Raw genomic sequence first — 13,840 nt, 5'->3', positions numbered from 1 at the left:
ACGGCCGATGCTTCCGGATCGCGAACACGACGGCGTGCTGAGCGGGGTGCGGGTCGCGGACTTCTCGCGGGTGCTCGCGGGCCCATACGCGACGATGATGCTGGCCGACTTCGGCGCGGACGTCATCAAGATCGAGCCGCCCGGCGGTGACGAGACGCGCGCGTGGACGCCGCCGGTCGACGCGCGTGGGCAGTCGACGTACTTCGGGGGCGTGAACAGGGGCAAGCGGTCGCTGTTGCTCGACCTGACCGACGGGGCTGACGTGGCGACGGCGAGACGCCTCGCCGTCGAGGCTGATGTTGTGGTGGAGAACTTCAGACCGGGGGTCATGGCGCGCTTCGGGCTGGACTACGAGACGGTGCGCGGTGAGAACCCGTCCACCGTGTACTGCTCGGTCACGGGATTCGGCGCCGCCGGCGGTGCGGTGCTGCCGGGGTACGACCTGCTGGTGCAGGCCGTCGGCGGCCTCATGAGCATCACCGGGCCCGTGGGCGGCGAGCCGAGCAAGGCCGGCGTCGCGCTCGTCGACGTGCTGACAGGCTTGAACGCGGTGACCGGGATACTTCTCGCTCTTCGTGAGCGGGACAGGACCGGCGCCGGGCAGCGGGTCGAGGTCGATCTCATGACGAGCCTCCTGTCGGCGCTCGCAAATCAGGCGTCCAGCACGCTGGCGACGGGAGAGGCTCCTGCGCGGCTCGGCAACGCGCACCCGAGCATCGCTCCGTACGAGCTGTTCGATGCTCGGGACCGGCCACTCGTGATCGCCGTCGGCAACGATCGTCAGTTCGCGTCCCTCGTCGAGACCTTGGGCTGCTCGGAGCTGGCCACCGATGCCCGCTTCTCCTCGAATCAGCTCCGCGTGCACCACCGGTCGGAGCTCAGAGCGCTGCTGGGCGCCCGACTTGGCGAAGATGATGCCCGCGACTGGGTGGGGCGTCTGAGCGACGCTCGGGTTCCAGCCGGTCTGGTGAACGACGTCGCGGAGGCGTTCGCCTTCGCGGAGTCGCTCGGGCTCGAGGCGGTCCTCGAGCTGACGGACGAGGAAGGAGAGCGTGTGCGGTCGGTGGCGAACCCCATCCACCTCTCGTCGACACCCGCGCGCTCCGCCGGGCCGCCGCCCGATCTCCCAACGGCGGGGGAGAGGGCCGTCTGGCACCAGGAGCGCGTTACTGAACCGTGACGTGCGGACGCGCAGCGTTGCCGAAGCGTTGTCGTCTGGTGACCGGAGAAGCCCGGGCCGCCCACTAGCGTCGTTCTGGTGCGCCACATCAGGGGCGCCAAGAGGTCGGGGTGCATGCATGACAAACGGTTCTGCACCGCAGCGGGGCAGCGCTGAGGACGCGGCGATCCTTGCCGCAGCTGGCGTCGCGGCCGTCGTTGGCGTGCTGACCGCGGTCGCGCTGTCAGAGGCGTCCCCGCTCACGGCGGTGCGTGATGCGCTCGTTTCCGACGGAGCGGTGTCCGGCGTCCTCTTCGCCTTTGCGCTGGTGACGGCGGCGTGCATCGTCGCCCTCCCGCTCCGCCGGCGACGCGTGAGGGACGCGCGACGCCGAACGTGGATCACAACCGCTCTGTGCCTCGTCGCGGTCGCGGGGAGCTCCACCCTCGTTGTTGCCCCCGCACGCCACGCCGGTGAGATGGCCGCAGCGGCTCAGCGGGTCGACAACGAGCGCGCGGTAGCCAGCTGGGAGCAGTGGGGGATCGCCGGCGAAGAGACCACGACGGTCCTGACCCAGAACGAGCTGGAAGCGGACTACAGCTCTCTTGTCGATGCGCTCGTCGATGTGCTTGCCGAGCCGGTCACCGAGGACTCGCAGTTCCCGCTGCGCGCGCAGCCCAACCCGCAGGACTGCGGGGACTACGCGCATCCGGGGGTCAGGTACGAGAACGTCTTCAGCTTCAGGACAGCTGACGACGCCGCGAGCTGGGCGGCCGTCGAAGCGCTCGTGCGCGGCGAAGGCTTCTTCGTAGAGGCGACCGTGGACACGCTGGTGGCCAGCGGAACCTACCATCCCTCCGTGTCGTTCGTATCACTGGTGGGGCCGGATGAGACCCTGCCGGGCGAACCGTGGCTGTCCCTCACCATCTCGGGGAAATGCGGCGTGGCCGATGACTGAACTGCCCGCGCCACCGAGCGCCCCTGCTTCCTCGCTCGCAGAGAAGCCGCAACCGTGGCCGCTGGCCACCGTCGTCCTGGTCTGCGCCGCGATCAGCTCGCTCGCGCCGCTCGTCGCGATCACGTTCCCGTTCGCGGCCGCGACCGGCGACCTGCCGGCCGCGTGGCTCTGGATCCGCGGGGGGCTGCTCGCCGCCTTCCCTGCCCTCATCTTCGCCGTGGCCGTCGGCGGCTCGGTCCGGCTCGCGAGGATCCGGACGCGCGGGGCACTCGCCGCCGTCGTGGCCGCCGGTCTGCTGGCAGCGGCGAACGCTGCCTTCACAATCATCTGGTGTGCCGTCGCGGCAAGCCGGGCTGCTGGTGCATGACGTGCAGGAGGACAACACGATGGAGAGCTCAGACGAGCGCGCGGCCGAGGTTGGCGTGGACCCGGCGCGACCGGAGCCGCAACGACAGCAGGGCGCCGTTGGCCGTGCCCCCAGTACGCCAGACCGCGCGCTGTTCATCGGCCTGTACGGGCTCGCCGTCGCCGTCGTGCAGGTTCCCGTCTTCGCGGCTGTGATAGCGCTGAGCCCGTTCTCCTCCGTCGGCATGGCGATTCTCTCGCCCACGTACTTCCTCGACGGGATGGCCACGGCAGGGAGCTACGTGTGGGGAGCGATTCTGCAGGCGCTCCTGATCGTGCTCCTCGCTCTGATCCCCGCGCTAGTCGCCGTGGTGGTCTGGCTGCTGGTGGGCCGGATGCGCCGCGAGGGGAAGGCCGAGCAGGCTGGCCCTCTCTATGGGCCCCTGGCGATCTCGGCTCTATCGACGCTCGCCATGCTCCTGATCGCCGCCACGGTCGTGGTGAACGGTGTTGTGACCGCGTCCTCCAGCCTCTCCACCAGCTACGAGGGAAGCTACGACGAGGCGGAGTTCGGGTACGGCTACGACGACACGTACGTCGAGCCGTCGCCCGCTGCTCCCGTAGTCCCGACGTTCTCGTCGTTGAGTGCCGACGAGGTGAAGGCGGCTGTCACAGCCCTTGCAGATGAGACCAGAGCGCTCGTGCCTGAACCCCTCGAGGACAACCCCGACTACGCGCAGTACGTGGGCGTCAATGAGGTCGCATGCGGCGATGAGGAGCATCCCGGGGTCCAGGCATGGGTCTCGGCGAGCTTCAGGAGCCCGACCGCCGACATCGACATGACCGCGGTCGAGGAACTCTGGACGCAGCACGGGCTGGTTGTCTCCAGGGACACCGAGTTCATCGCGGACAGCACCTCGGTGACGGGAGACGGTCTCAGCAGCGACGCCCTGGCCCTCGCAACCCTGGAGACGAACGATGGGTGGCTGTACCTGTGGATCGACGGCGACTGCGTCGCCACCGGCTGAGTGTGGACGCGGTCGCCGCCTTCACCGGGGTCGTAGACTCTCCTGATGCGCAAGAGCATCTACAAGACCCCCGCCGAGCTCGCAGCGATGGTCCCAGCCGGACGGATCACGGCCCTCGCCCTCGACGCCGTCACCGAGGCGATCCGGCCGGGAGTGACCACCCTGGAGCTCGACGCCATCGCGGAGCGTGTCGTGCGCGATAACGGCGCGGTGCCGAACTTCGCGCTCGTCCCCGGGTACCGCCACACGATCTGCGCCTCCGTCGACGATGCAGTGGTGCACGGCATTCCGAACGCTGAGCCGCTCAGGTCAGGTCAGCTTGTCTCGATCGATGCCGGCGCCATGTTCGAAGGCTGGAACGGTGACTCGGCCCGCACCTTCGTCGTCCCAGGCGATGGCGCAGACGCGGCCGCGGTGGCAGATGGGACGCGTCTCAGCGAGGCCTGCGAGCGCTCGCTGTGGGCAGGTATCGCGAGGCTCGCGACGGCGAAGCACCTCGCCGAGGTCGGCGCCGCGGTCGAGGAGTCCATCGAGCAGTCCGGCGACTTCGGGATCCTCGAGGACTTCGCGGGCCATGGCATCGGGCGAAGCATGCACGAGGAGCCGACCGTGCACAACATCCGAGTGTTCGGCCGCGGGCCAGTCGTGAAGCCCGGTCTCGCCATCTGCATCGAGCCCATGCTCACGCTCGGCGGGCCGGATGTTGTCATCGACGCTGACGAGTGGACCGTCCGCTCAGCAGACGGAACGCTCGGCGCCCACTGGGAGCACACGATCCTCGTGCACGCCGACGGCATCTGGGTCTCGACGGCACACGACGGGGGCGCGGCGGGCCTCGCCGCGTTCGGCGTCGTCCCCACGCCGCCGGCCGGCGCCGGAGTATAGACCGCACTTGCACTCCGCGGGAAGACCACCTAGAGTTGACGCTTGGTGTCTTTTGCGTTGCGATTTCGCGCGCGTCGTCACCGTCCATCCGCACGACCAGCGTGCATTCAATAGCAAACGACAGTGAGGCTATGGCCAAGAAAGACGGCGTCATCGAGATCGAGGGTTCGGTTGTCGAGGCATTGCCAAACGCAATGTTCCGCGTAGAGCTCTCGAACGGACACAAGGTTCTTGCTCACATCTCGGGCAAGATGCGTCAGCACTACATCCGCATCCTTCCTGAGGACCGCGTGATCGTGGAGTTGAGCCCGTACGACTTGACCCGCGGCCGCATCGTCTACCGCTACAAGTAGGCACGCTGTAAGGAACGGCTGGGCATGCGTATGCCCAGCACGAGGCCAGCGATCACAGAAGGAACTTCAATGAAGGTCAACCCCAGCGTCAAGAAGATCTGCGACAAGTGCAAGGTTATCCGCCGTCACGGTCGCGTCATGGTCATCTGCGAGAACCCGCGCCACAAGCAGCGCCAGGGCTAATCGCTCGGGGCTCCTCTCTCACGTGCAGGGCCGGCGTGAGGGATGCCCCTGAGTGCACCTGCACTCGACGTCACAACTGAATACGAAACAGCACCAGTAAGAACCGGAGGGCGTCAAGCCCGACGGGGACACCTTCGGACCGAGGCCGGGGCCCATCCGGTGCATCACACCTCAACCCACAGGAGAAATCCCATGGCACGTCTCGCAGGCGTCGACCTCCCGCGCGAAAAGCGCGTCGAGATCGCACTCACCTACATCTACGGCGTCGGCCGCACGAGCGCACTCAAGGCGCTCGAGGACACCGGCATCGACGGCAACATCCGCGTCAAGAACCTCGACGACGAGCAGCTCGTCCAGCTCCGTGACTACATCGAAGGCAACTTCAAGGTAGAAGGTGACCTCCGACGCGAGGTCGCAGCTGACATCCGCCGCAAGGTCGAAATCGGCAGCTACGAGGGCCTCCGCCACCGCCGCGGTCTCCCCGTGCGCGGCCAGCGCACGAAGACCAACGCGCGTACCCGCAAGGGCCCGAAGCGCACGGTCGCCGGCAAGAAGAAGGCACGCTAGTCGCCGCCGCGACAGCGCCCGCAGATTTCGTAGGAGAGAACATTGGCTACCCCAAAGAGCGCCGCTCGTAAGCCGCGCAAGAAGGACAAGAAGAACGTCGCAGTGGGCCAGGCTCACATCAAGTCGACCTTCAACAACACGATCGTGTCGATCACCGACCCGTCCGGCGCTGTCATCAGCTGGGCTTCCTCCGGTGGAGTCGGCTTCAAGGGCTCGCGCAAGTCGACCCCGTTCGCCGCGCAGCTCGCCGCTGAGGCAGCAGCTCGCCAGGCGCAGGAGCACGGCATGAAGAAGGTCGACGTCTTCGTCAAGGGACCGGGCTCAGGCCGCGAGACCGCGATCCGCTCGCTTCAGGCCGCTGGCCTCGAGGTCGGCTCGATCAACGACGTCACCCCCCAGGCACACAACGGCTGCCGCCCCCCGAAGCGTCGCCGCGTCTAGCCTCTCGTCCGCTGCGAGGCTCTCCCGCAAGGGAGGGCCTTGTGGCGGATGTTCGGCGTCCCCGCTCGAACTCCACACCCGGTCGACGACGTGCGTCGGCTGAATCGCCAAGTGTCATATAGCGGACACTTTGCCGAAAGGAACCCATAGTGCTTATCGCACAGCGTCCAACGCTCACCGAGGAAAGCCTCTCCGAGAACCGCTCGAAGTTCACGATCGGACCGCTCGAGCCCGGCTTCGGCTACACCCTCGGCAACTCACTGCGTCGCACCCTGCTGTCCTCCATCCCGGGGGCTGCAGTCACGAGCATCCGTCTCGACGGTGTCCTCCACAAGTTCACGACCATCCCTGGTGTGAAGGAAGACGTCACCGAGATCATCCTCAACATCAAGCAGCTGGTCGTCTCCAGCGAGCACGATGAGCCGATCACGGCCTACCTCCGCAAGACGGGGGCTGGCGAGGTCACGGCTGCTGACATCTCCGCACCGGCCGGTGTCGAGGTGCACAACCCGGACCTCGTCATCGCAACGCTGAACGACGACGCGAAGTTCGAGCTCGAGCTCACGATCGAGCGCGGCCGCGGCTACGTGTCGGCGACGCAGAACCGCAACGAGTTCTCCGAGGCCGGACAGGTCCCGATCGACTCGATCTACTCGCCCGTCCTCAAGGTCACCTACCGTGTCGACGCGACGCGTGCCGGTGAGCGCACTGACTTCGACAACCTCGTCGTCGACGTCGAGACGAAGCCGGCCATCTCGCCGCGCGACGCCATCGCCTCGGCTGGTCGCACGCTCGTCGAGCTCTTCAGCCTCGCCCGCGAGCTGAACGAGCAGGCAGAGGGCATCGAGATCGGCCCAGCGCCGGTCGACGCGGTCCTCACCAACGAGCTGTCGATGCCGATCGAAGACCTCGACCTCTCCGTGCGCTCGTACAACTGCCTCAAGCGCGAGGGCATCAACACGGTTTCCGAGCTCGTGGCGCTCAGCGAGACCCAGCTCATGAACATCCGCAACTTCGGTCAGAAGTCGGTCGACGAGGTGCGCGACAAGCTCACCGAGCTCGGCCTCTCGCTCAAGGACTCGGTTCCCGGGTTCGAGGGTGCTCACTTCTACGGTGCCGGCGACGACACCGGCGAGTACGTCTAAACAGACCTGCCCGCCAGACCGACTTCACACGAAAGAGAATGACGAATGCCTAAGCCCAACAAGGGTCCTCGCCTCGGAGGCGGCCCCGCACACGAGCGCCTCATGCTCGCTACGCTCGCGGCGCAGCTCTACACGCACAAGCGCATCCAGACGACCGAGACGAAGGCCAAGCGCCTCCGCCCGCTCGCTGAGCGCCTGATCACGTTCGCGAAGCGCGGCGACATCCACGCACGCCGTCGCGTGCTGCAGATCGTCACCGACAAGACCGTCGTGCACGAGCTCTTCACGGAGATCGCACCGCAGATGGAAGGTCGCGACGGCGGATACACCCGCATCATCAAGACCGGCTACCGCAAGGGCGACAACGCCCCGATGGCAGTCATCGAGCTCGTCCTCGAGCCCGTCACCCCGAAGGCCTCCGCAGTGAAGACCGCGCCGGCCGCGGCACCTGCTGAGCCCGAGGTCGAAGCTGACGAGGTCGACACGGCCGCGGGTGACACCGAGGCGTCCGAGCCCACGGCCGACGGCGGCACGCAGCCGACGGAAGCCAACGACGCGGCAGCAGACGCCGCCGAGTCGGACACCGACGAGAAGGCCGACGACGCCAAGTAGTCGGACCTGACACCGAAGCCCTCGAGCATCCACACGGAATGCTCGGGGGCTTCGTCGTGTCGCAGAGAATCATGATCGAGTAAGGGAAGATGGGTTCATGGCGCACGGGCGAGACACAGCACGGTTCCGTCTGGACGTCGCCTACGATGGGACAGCGTTCAGCGGTTGGGCCGCGCAGCCCGAGCTGCGCACCGTCCAAGGGGCGCTCGAGGACGCGCTTCGCCTCGTTGCCCGCGAACTCCCGCCCGGGCCGCTCCTCACGGTCGCGGGCAGGACCGACGCCGGCGTCCACGCCACGGCTCAGGTCGCGCACCTCGATCTCGATGAGCGCGCGGTCGACAACATCCGACGGCGGTCAGACGACGACATCGCTGCGATCCTCCTCCGACGCACCAACGGTGTCCTCGGGCGTGACAGCGACGTCGTCATCGCGCGTGTGTCACCAGCGCCGGACGGCTTCGACGCGCGCTTCTCGGCGATCTCACGCAGCTACGAGTTCCGTATCGCAGATCGGCTCACGCCCCCGAATCCCATCGAGCGGCACCGGACCGCCGTTGTCACGCGCGCGCTGGACGCTGGTCTCATGCAGGCGGCGGCGGAGACCCTCGTAGGCCTCCACGACTTCGCCGGCTTCTGCAAGCCCCGCCCGAACGCGACGACGATCCGAACTCTGCAGCGGTTCGAGTGGATGCGCGATGAACACGGCGTGCTCGTCGCGCACCTCGAGGCCGATGCGTTCTGCCACTCGATGGTGCGCTCACTTGTGGGGATGTGCGCTGAGGTCGGGGCCGGTCGCATCCGCTTGAAGGACGTGCCAGCGCTGCTCGAGGCCACCGAGCGAAGCAGCGCGTTCCCCGTCCTCTCTGCGCGAGGACTGACGCTGACGGGGGTCGGCTACCCGCCGGAGCACGAGCTGCTCGCACGCCAGCAGGTGACGAGGGCGCAGCGCCCGGCACTGCATCTGGTCGAGCCGCTGGTTGAGTCGCCGAGCGTCGATGCGGGATCTACATCTCCCGACTGATTCCCAGGGTCTCGCGAGCGTTCAGACTGGATGCATGGTCGATCTCATCAGCTACGCGGCGCTGGCTCTGCCCGTCGCCGTCTTCATCCTGCTGAGCCTGGCCTCGAAGCTCTGGCCCAGGGCCACGGCGGCCGGGGCCTGGACCGCGCTCGGAGTCGGCATCATCGTCGCCGCCTACGGCGTCGTGAGCATGGCGATTCCCTCGCTCGACCCGACCGACCCCGACTTCTTCCTAGGCTCCTTCCTCTTCGCCGCATCCCTGATCGCCGGGGGAGTGGGGACCATGCTGATCGTCGGCGTGTTCGGCGCGGCGGCGAGGTTCCGGACGATCCGCGCGCGCCGCCTCGCGCATGTGCCCGCATGAGATTGCCATCGGACGTTCGCTGACGTAAGCTACTCAAGTTGTCTGCACTCCGGTGTCGGCTTCGAAGTTGAGCCCTCGACTGTGACGTTCGCGGCTGAGCGTCCCCGGGACACGGTTCCCGGCACGTCATCCGCAACCATCACGACAGAGCGGGATTCACGACCTCCTCATTTCGACGAAAGGTGCACATTCATGCGCACGTACACACCAAAGGGCGGTGACATCACCCATGACTGGGTGGTCATCGACGCGACTGATGTCGTTCTCGGCCGTCTCGCAACCCACGCGGCAGCACTGCTCCGCGGCAAGCACAAGGCAACCTTCGCTCAGCACGTTGACATGGGCGACTTCGTCATCGTCATCAACGCTGAGAAGGTCGCGCTGACGGGCTCCAAGCTCCAGAAGAAGCTCGCCTACCGCCACTCGGGCTACCCGGGCGGCCTCACGGCGACCTCCTACACGGAGATGCTCGAGAAGCACCCAACGCGCGCCGTCGAGAAGGCGATCCGCGGCATGCTCCCCAAGAACACGCTCGGACGCGACCAGCTCAAGAAGCTCAAGGTCTACGCAGGTGCTGAGCACCCGCACGCAGCCCAGCAGCCGAAGCCGTACGTCTTCGACCAGGTTGCCCAGTAGCGGCCCGAGCTAGGAAAGAGAACACAGTGGCAACCATTGCAGAGTCCATCGAGCAGCCGCAGAGCTACTCGACCGAAACCCCAGAGGCAGAGGCAGCCGTCCAGGCTCCTCGTCCGGCACTCACCGTTCCCGGTGCAGCTGTCGGTCGCCGCAAGCAGGCCATCGCCCGCGTGCGCCTCATCCCGGGAACCGGCACCATCACGGTCAACGACCGCGACATCGCCGACTACTTCCCGAACAAGCTGCACCAGCAGCTCATCAACGACCCGTTCACGATCCTGAGCCTCGGTGGCGCGTACGACGTCATCGCACGCATCTCAGGTGGCGGACCCTCCGGTCAGGCCGGTGCACTCCGCCTCGGCATCGCGCGCGCTCTCAACGAGATCGACCGCGAGAACAACCGCCCGGAGCTCAAGAAGGCTGGCTTCCTCTCTCGTGACGCTCGCGTCAAGGAGCGCAAGAAGGCCGGACTCAAGAAGGCCCGTAAGGCGCCTCAGTACTCGAAGCGCTAAGTCCAGACATTTCGAATGCCTAGGCTTTTCGGAACGGACGGGGTTCGTGGGCTTGCGAACGACCACCTCACGGTCGAGCTCGCCCTCAGCCTCGCCCAGGCCGCTGCCATCGTGCTCGCGACATCTGCTCGCGAGCACGGGCGGCGGCCTCGTGCTGTTTTGGCCCGCGATCCGCGGGTCTCAGGCGAGTTCATCTCAGCTGCCGTCGCGGCTGGGCTCGCCTCCTCCGGGGTCGACGTGCTCGACGCCGGGGTCATCCCCACGCCTGCCGCCGCGTTCCTGACGGCGGAGATCGGCGCAGACTTCGGCGTCATGATCTCCGCGTCGCACAACCCTGCGCCCGACAACGGGATCAAGTTCTTCGCGCGCGGCGGACGCAAGCTGGCCGACGATCTGGAGAATCAGATCGAGGCGCTGCTCGGCGGAGAGAAGCTCACGCCGACCGGTGCTGGTGTGGGGAGCATCGAGCGGTTCGCCGACGCGGAAGACCGCTACGCGCTCCACCTGCTGCGCAGCCTGCCGCTCCGCGAGGACGGCATTTCGCCGCTGCGGGGACTGCACGTCGTGCTCGACTGCGCCCACGGTGCGGCCGCGGGGGTCTCTCCCGAGGTCTTCACCGATGCTGGCGCGCAGGTGACGGTCATCGGCAACGCGCCCAACGGCCTCAACATCAACGAGGGCGTCGGGTCGACCCACCTCGGTGAGCTGGCGCGCACCGTGACGGACCTCGGGGCTGATCTCGGCATCGCCCACGACGGCGACGCCGACCGCTGCCTCGCCATCGATGCTGACGGGAACGTCGTCGACGGCGACCAGATCATGGCGATCCTAGCCGTCTCCATGCGCCGACGCGGCGCCCTGCGTGAAGACACGCTCGTGGCGACCGTCATGTCGAACCTCGGCCTCAAGATCGCGATGCGCGAAGCAGGCATCCGCATGATCGAGACCAAGGTCGGCGACCGATACGTGCTCGAGGAGCTCAACGAGCGAGGCCTCGCTCTCGGTGGCGAGCAGTCGGGGCACGTGATCCTGACCGACTATGCGACGACGGGGGATGGCATTCTCACCGGACTCCACATCGCTGCGGAGATGCGGCGCACGGGCAAGACCCTCGCCGAACTCGCATCCGTCATGCGCGTCTACCCGCAGGTGCTCATCAACGTGCCGGGGGTGCGGAAGGAAGACTGCGCCACCGACGAACCGCTGCAGGCTGCAGTCGCCCAGGTCGCACGCGACCTCGGTGAGAGCGGACGAGTGCTGCTGCGCCCGTCCGGCACCGAGCCACTCGTGCGCGTCATGATCGAAGCCGGGGAGCAGGAGACCGCGCAACGTCACGCAGAGGCCCTTGCCGCGGTCGTCCGCGAACGCCTGGCTCTCTGAGTCGGGCTCGCGAGGCACCGCGGACACCATTCAAGAACGGGGTTCCGCCGCACCAGCACATGGTGCGGCGGAACCCCGTTCTCGTTCTGCGGGACTCCTCTTGATCCTCCAGCCTCGCCTCTGGCACCCTCAGTGAGCCTTCCGTGAGGGGAGCGCACCTCGGTGTGCGAACAAAACAAAGCCCGAGGCAAAGTTTTGGTGACAATCTCGCATCTCGGGCTTCGCGCGTGGATATGCTCAACACGCGGAAATCCCGCCAATCGTAAGGAGCTCTCCATGATCGAACGCAAGATCACCGTCGCCTCGGAACACGGCCTTCACGCACGTCCCGCAGCGATCTTCGTGCAGGCAGCAACCGAAGCGGGCGTCCCGGTGACGATCGCGAAGGGCGACAAGAGCGTCAACGCGGCCAGCATCCTCGGCGTTCTCTCGCTTGGCGTCTCCAAGGGTGACGAGATCACCCTCTCCGTTGATGGAGACGAAGCCGTCGCCGACCAGCTCGTGGCTCTTCTGGAGACCGACCACGACGCTTGAGCCGCCGCGCGCGCTCTGGCCACTCGGCCAATTCTTGAAATCCGGGAACAGTCGAACTGACTTCTCCCCTCCGATCCCCGCGCATGGGGACTGCTTGGAGCAACAATGACTGCAGAAGCCACTACGACCGAACGCAAGGGCGCCCGGGTCGGCGTCCAGAAGTTCGGTGCGTTCCTCTCCGGCATGGTCATGCCGAATATCCCGGCGTTCATCGCCTGGGGCCTCATCACCACGCTCTTCATCGAGACCGGCTGGCTGAACGAGCTGTTCCCCGCCAACGGCCAGCTCTGGGGCACCCTCGGTGGCTGGGCGATCGACCCGGGCACCATCAGCGACGAGAACCCAGAGGGTTCGGCCTTCCCCGGCCTCGTCGGCCCGATGATCACGTACCTGCTGCCCCTTCTCATCGCCTACCAGGGCGGCAAGATGGTCTACGACACGCGTGGTGGCGTCGTCGGCGCGATCGCGACGATGGGTGTCATCGTCGGCGCGGGAATCCCGATGTTCATCGGCGCCATGATCATGGGCCCGCTCGCGGCATGGATCATGAAGAAGGTCGACAGCATCTGGGACGGCAAGATCCGCGCCGGCTTCGAGATGCTCGTCAACAACTTCTCCGCCGGTATCCTCGCGATGATTCTGGCTCTCGCCGGGTTCTTCGCGATCGCTCCGGTCATCACGTGGCTCACCGAACGCCTCGGCGAGGGAGTCGACGCACTCGTCAACGCTGGGCTGCTGCCGCTCGCGAGCATCCTCATCGAACCCGCGAAGATCCTCTTCCTCAACAACGCGATCAACCAGGGCGTCCTCACGCCCCTCGGTGTCGCGCAGTCGGAAGAGGCGGGCAAGAGCATCCTGTTCCTGCTCGAGGCGAACCCCGGCCCCGGTCTCGGACTCCTCCTCGCGTTCTGCTTCTTCGGTGTCGGCGTCGCACGCGCGAGTGCACCTGGCGCGGTCGTCATCCAGTTCCTCGGCGGCATCCACGAGATCTACTTCCCGTACGTGCTCGCGAAGCCCGCCCTGATCCTCGCGGTCATCGGCGGTGGCGCGACCGGTGTCCTCACGAACGTCATCTTCGGCTCGGGTCTCGTCGCACCGGCTTCTCCCGGGTCGATCTTCGCGATCATGATCATGACGGCGCAGGGAAGCCACCTCGGCGTCATCCTGTCGGTCGTGTTCTCGGCCGGAGTCACCTTCGCGATCGCTGCCGCGATCCTGCTGAGCTCGCGCAAGAAGGACCTGGCCGCGGAAGCTGCCGGAGCCAACAGCTTCGCGGATGCTGTCGCGCAGACCGAAGCGAACAAGGGGAAGAAGTCCGACGCGCTGTCGGGTCTTGCGACGCAGGCCGGTGGCGACGCGGTCGGAACCAGGGTGATCACCAACGTCGTGTTCGCGTGCGATGCCGGCATGGGCTCGAGCGCCATGGGCGCATCCGTGCTCAGGAACAAGATCAAGAAGGCCGGAATCGAGGGGATCAACGTGAAGAACGTCTCGATCGCGAACCTCGATGCAACACCGGACCTCATCGTCACGCACCAGGACCTCACGGACCGGGCGAAGCAGAAGTCCCCAGACGCGATCCACGTGTCCGTGGAAAACTTCATGAACAGCCCCAGGTATGACGAGGTCGTGGCTAGGCTCGCCAACCAGTGAGCCCCGCCATCGATTGACCCTCGGCCCCGAGCTGGAACACTCCAGCTCGGGGCCTCCTATCGAA

18 protein-coding genes are annotated in these 13,840 nt (G+C 66.8%); all 18 read left to right on the top strand.

The genetic code is table 11. The annotated features are described in order from the left end of the window. Nucleotides 1-7: 7 nt before the first annotated feature. The 18 genes from ABVF28_RS08600 (at nt 8) to ABVF28_RS08515 (ending at nt 13,776) form a co-directional block, all read left to right on the top strand. Nucleotides 8-1,180, top strand: a complete 1,173-nt coding sequence (locus ABVF28_RS08600; RefSeq protein WP_371030201.1) for a CaiB/BaiF CoA transferase family protein — start codon at nt 8-10, stop codon at nt 1,178-1,180. A gap of 118 nt (nt 1,181-1,298) precedes the next feature. Then, entirely contained in the window at nt 1,299-2,117 is an 819-nt protein-coding gene (locus tag ABVF28_RS08595; RefSeq protein WP_371030200.1) for a hypothetical protein, read from the top strand. Further along, entirely contained in the window at nt 2,110-2,484 is a 375-nt protein-coding gene (locus tag ABVF28_RS08590) for a hypothetical protein (RefSeq protein ID WP_104312708.1), read from the top strand. Before ABVF28_RS08595 ends, ABVF28_RS08590 begins: the two co-directional genes overlap by 8 nt. 19 nt (nt 2,485-2,503) lie before the next feature. Further along, a complete protein-coding gene (locus ABVF28_RS08585; RefSeq protein ID WP_371030199.1) occupies nt 2,504-3,490 on the top strand; it encodes a hypothetical protein in 987 nt (328 codons plus the stop codon). A 45-nt stretch (nt 3,491-3,535) separates the two neighbouring features. Next, complete coding sequence (gene map / locus ABVF28_RS08580) at nt 3,536-4,375, top strand: type I methionyl aminopeptidase (protein ID WP_211889968.1); 840 nt, start codon at nt 3,536-3,538, stop codon at nt 4,373-4,375. A 131-nt stretch (nt 4,376-4,506) separates the two neighbouring features. Next, a complete protein-coding gene (gene infA, locus ABVF28_RS08575; protein WP_066056559.1) occupies nt 4,507-4,728 on the top strand; it encodes a translation initiation factor IF-1 in 222 nt (73 codons plus the stop codon). A 69-nt stretch (nt 4,729-4,797) separates the two neighbouring features. Next, on the top strand, nt 4,798-4,911 hold the full coding sequence (rpmJ, locus tag ABVF28_RS08570) for a 50S ribosomal protein L36 (protein WP_008361054.1): 114 nt from the start codon (nt 4,798-4,800) through the stop codon (nt 4,909-4,911). A 192-nt stretch (nt 4,912-5,103) separates the two neighbouring features. Beyond that, a complete protein-coding gene (rpsM, locus tag ABVF28_RS08565) occupies nt 5,104-5,478 on the top strand; it encodes a 30S ribosomal protein S13 (protein WP_068479246.1) in 375 nt (124 codons plus the stop codon). Nucleotides 5,479-5,520: 42 nt separating this feature from the next. Continuing rightward, nucleotides 5,521-5,919, top strand: coding sequence for a 30S ribosomal protein S11 (gene rpsK, locus ABVF28_RS08560; protein WP_068479244.1), 399 nt, complete (start codon nt 5,521-5,523; stop codon nt 5,917-5,919). Between the two features lie 149 nt (nt 5,920-6,068). After that, nucleotides 6,069-7,064, top strand: a complete 996-nt coding sequence (locus ABVF28_RS08555) for a DNA-directed RNA polymerase subunit alpha (protein WP_104254019.1) — start codon at nt 6,069-6,071, stop codon at nt 7,062-7,064. Between the two features lie 45 nt (nt 7,065-7,109). Next, nucleotides 7,110-7,676 (top strand): 50S ribosomal protein L17, encoded by a 567-nt coding sequence (gene rplQ, locus ABVF28_RS08550; protein WP_104312705.1) that lies wholly within the window; start codon nt 7,110-7,112, stop codon nt 7,674-7,676. 97 nt (nt 7,677-7,773) lie between these two features. Next, a complete protein-coding gene (gene truA / locus ABVF28_RS08545) occupies nt 7,774-8,697 on the top strand; it encodes a tRNA pseudouridine(38-40) synthase TruA (RefSeq protein WP_371030198.1) in 924 nt (307 codons plus the stop codon). Nucleotides 8,698-8,731: 34 nt separating this feature from the next. Next, nucleotides 8,732-9,061 carry a hypothetical protein gene (locus tag ABVF28_RS08540; RefSeq protein WP_371030197.1) on the top strand — a complete coding sequence of 110 codons (330 nt, stop codon included), beginning with the start codon at nt 8,732-8,734 and terminating at the stop codon, nt 9,059-9,061. A 192-nt stretch (nt 9,062-9,253) separates the two neighbouring features. Continuing rightward, entirely contained in the window at nt 9,254-9,697 is a 444-nt protein-coding gene (gene rplM / locus ABVF28_RS08535) for a 50S ribosomal protein L13 (protein WP_068479234.1), read from the top strand. Nucleotides 9,698-9,723: 26 nt separating this feature from the next. Then, a complete protein-coding gene (gene rpsI, locus ABVF28_RS08530; protein ID WP_104242637.1) occupies nt 9,724-10,209 on the top strand; it encodes a 30S ribosomal protein S9 in 486 nt (161 codons plus the stop codon). A gap of 15 nt (nt 10,210-10,224) precedes the next feature. Next, nucleotides 10,225-11,589 (top strand): phosphoglucosamine mutase, encoded by a 1,365-nt coding sequence (gene glmM / locus ABVF28_RS08525; RefSeq protein ID WP_371030196.1) that lies wholly within the window; start codon nt 10,225-10,227, stop codon nt 11,587-11,589. Nucleotides 11,590-11,865: 276 nt separating this feature from the next. Next, on the top strand, nt 11,866-12,123 hold the full coding sequence (locus ABVF28_RS08520; RefSeq protein ID WP_068479230.1) for an HPr family phosphocarrier protein: 258 nt from the start codon (nt 11,866-11,868) through the stop codon (nt 12,121-12,123). 105 nt (nt 12,124-12,228) lie between these two features. Next, complete coding sequence (locus ABVF28_RS08515; RefSeq protein WP_371030195.1) at nt 12,229-13,776, top strand: PTS mannitol transporter subunit IICB; 1,548 nt, start codon at nt 12,229-12,231, stop codon at nt 13,774-13,776. Nucleotides 13,777-13,840 lie beyond the last annotated feature (64 nt).

Source organism: Pseudoclavibacter sp. JSM 162008, from assembly GCF_041366455.1.
In the GTDB taxonomy this organism is placed as follows: domain Bacteria; phylum Actinomycetota; class Actinomycetes; order Actinomycetales; family Microbacteriaceae; genus Pseudoclavibacter.
The sequence above is the reverse complement of the archived record's forward strand: the minus strand, read 5'-3'. Positions and strand labels throughout refer to the sequence as shown.

Excerpts from the sequence above, each read along its gene's own strand:
- ABVF28_RS08595 (WP_371030200.1), top strand. The coding sequence starts at position 1,299 with ATGACAAACGGTTCTGCACCGCAGCGGGGCAGCGCTGAGGACGCGGCG.
- rpsM (WP_068479246.1), top strand. The coding sequence starts at position 5,104 with ATGGCACGTCTCGCAGGCGTCGACCTCCCGCGCGAAAAGCGCGTCGAG.
- glmM (WP_371030196.1), top strand. The coding sequence starts at position 10,225 with ATGCCTAGGCTTTTCGGAACGGACGGGGTTCGTGGGCTTGCGAACGAC.
- infA (WP_066056559.1), top strand. The coding sequence starts at position 4,507 with ATGGCCAAGAAAGACGGCGTCATCGAGATCGAGGGTTCGGTTGTCGAG.
- truA (WP_371030198.1), top strand. The coding sequence starts at position 7,774 with ATGGCGCACGGGCGAGACACAGCACGGTTCCGTCTGGACGTCGCCTAC.
- ABVF28_RS08540 (WP_371030197.1), top strand. The coding sequence starts at position 8,732 with ATGGTCGATCTCATCAGCTACGCGGCGCTGGCTCTGCCCGTCGCCGTC.
- ABVF28_RS08520 (WP_068479230.1), top strand. The coding sequence starts at position 11,866 with ATGATCGAACGCAAGATCACCGTCGCCTCGGAACACGGCCTTCACGCA.
- map (WP_211889968.1), top strand. The coding sequence starts at position 3,536 with ATGCGCAAGAGCATCTACAAGACCCCCGCCGAGCTCGCAGCGATGGTC.
- rplQ (WP_104312705.1), top strand. The coding sequence starts at position 7,110 with ATGCCTAAGCCCAACAAGGGTCCTCGCCTCGGAGGCGGCCCCGCACAC.
- ABVF28_RS08585 (WP_371030199.1), top strand. The coding sequence starts at position 2,504 with ATGGAGAGCTCAGACGAGCGCGCGGCCGAGGTTGGCGTGGACCCGGCG.
- ABVF28_RS08515 (WP_371030195.1), top strand. The coding sequence starts at position 12,229 with ATGACTGCAGAAGCCACTACGACCGAACGCAAGGGCGCCCGGGTCGGC.
- rpmJ (WP_008361054.1), top strand. The coding sequence starts at position 4,798 with ATGAAGGTCAACCCCAGCGTCAAGAAGATCTGCGACAAGTGCAAGGTT.
- ABVF28_RS08600 (WP_371030201.1), top strand. The coding sequence starts at position 8 with ATGCTTCCGGATCGCGAACACGACGGCGTGCTGAGCGGGGTGCGGGTC.
- rplM (WP_068479234.1), top strand. The coding sequence starts at position 9,254 with ATGCGCACGTACACACCAAAGGGCGGTGACATCACCCATGACTGGGTG.
- ABVF28_RS08590 (WP_104312708.1), top strand. The coding sequence starts at position 2,110 with ATGACTGAACTGCCCGCGCCACCGAGCGCCCCTGCTTCCTCGCTCGCA.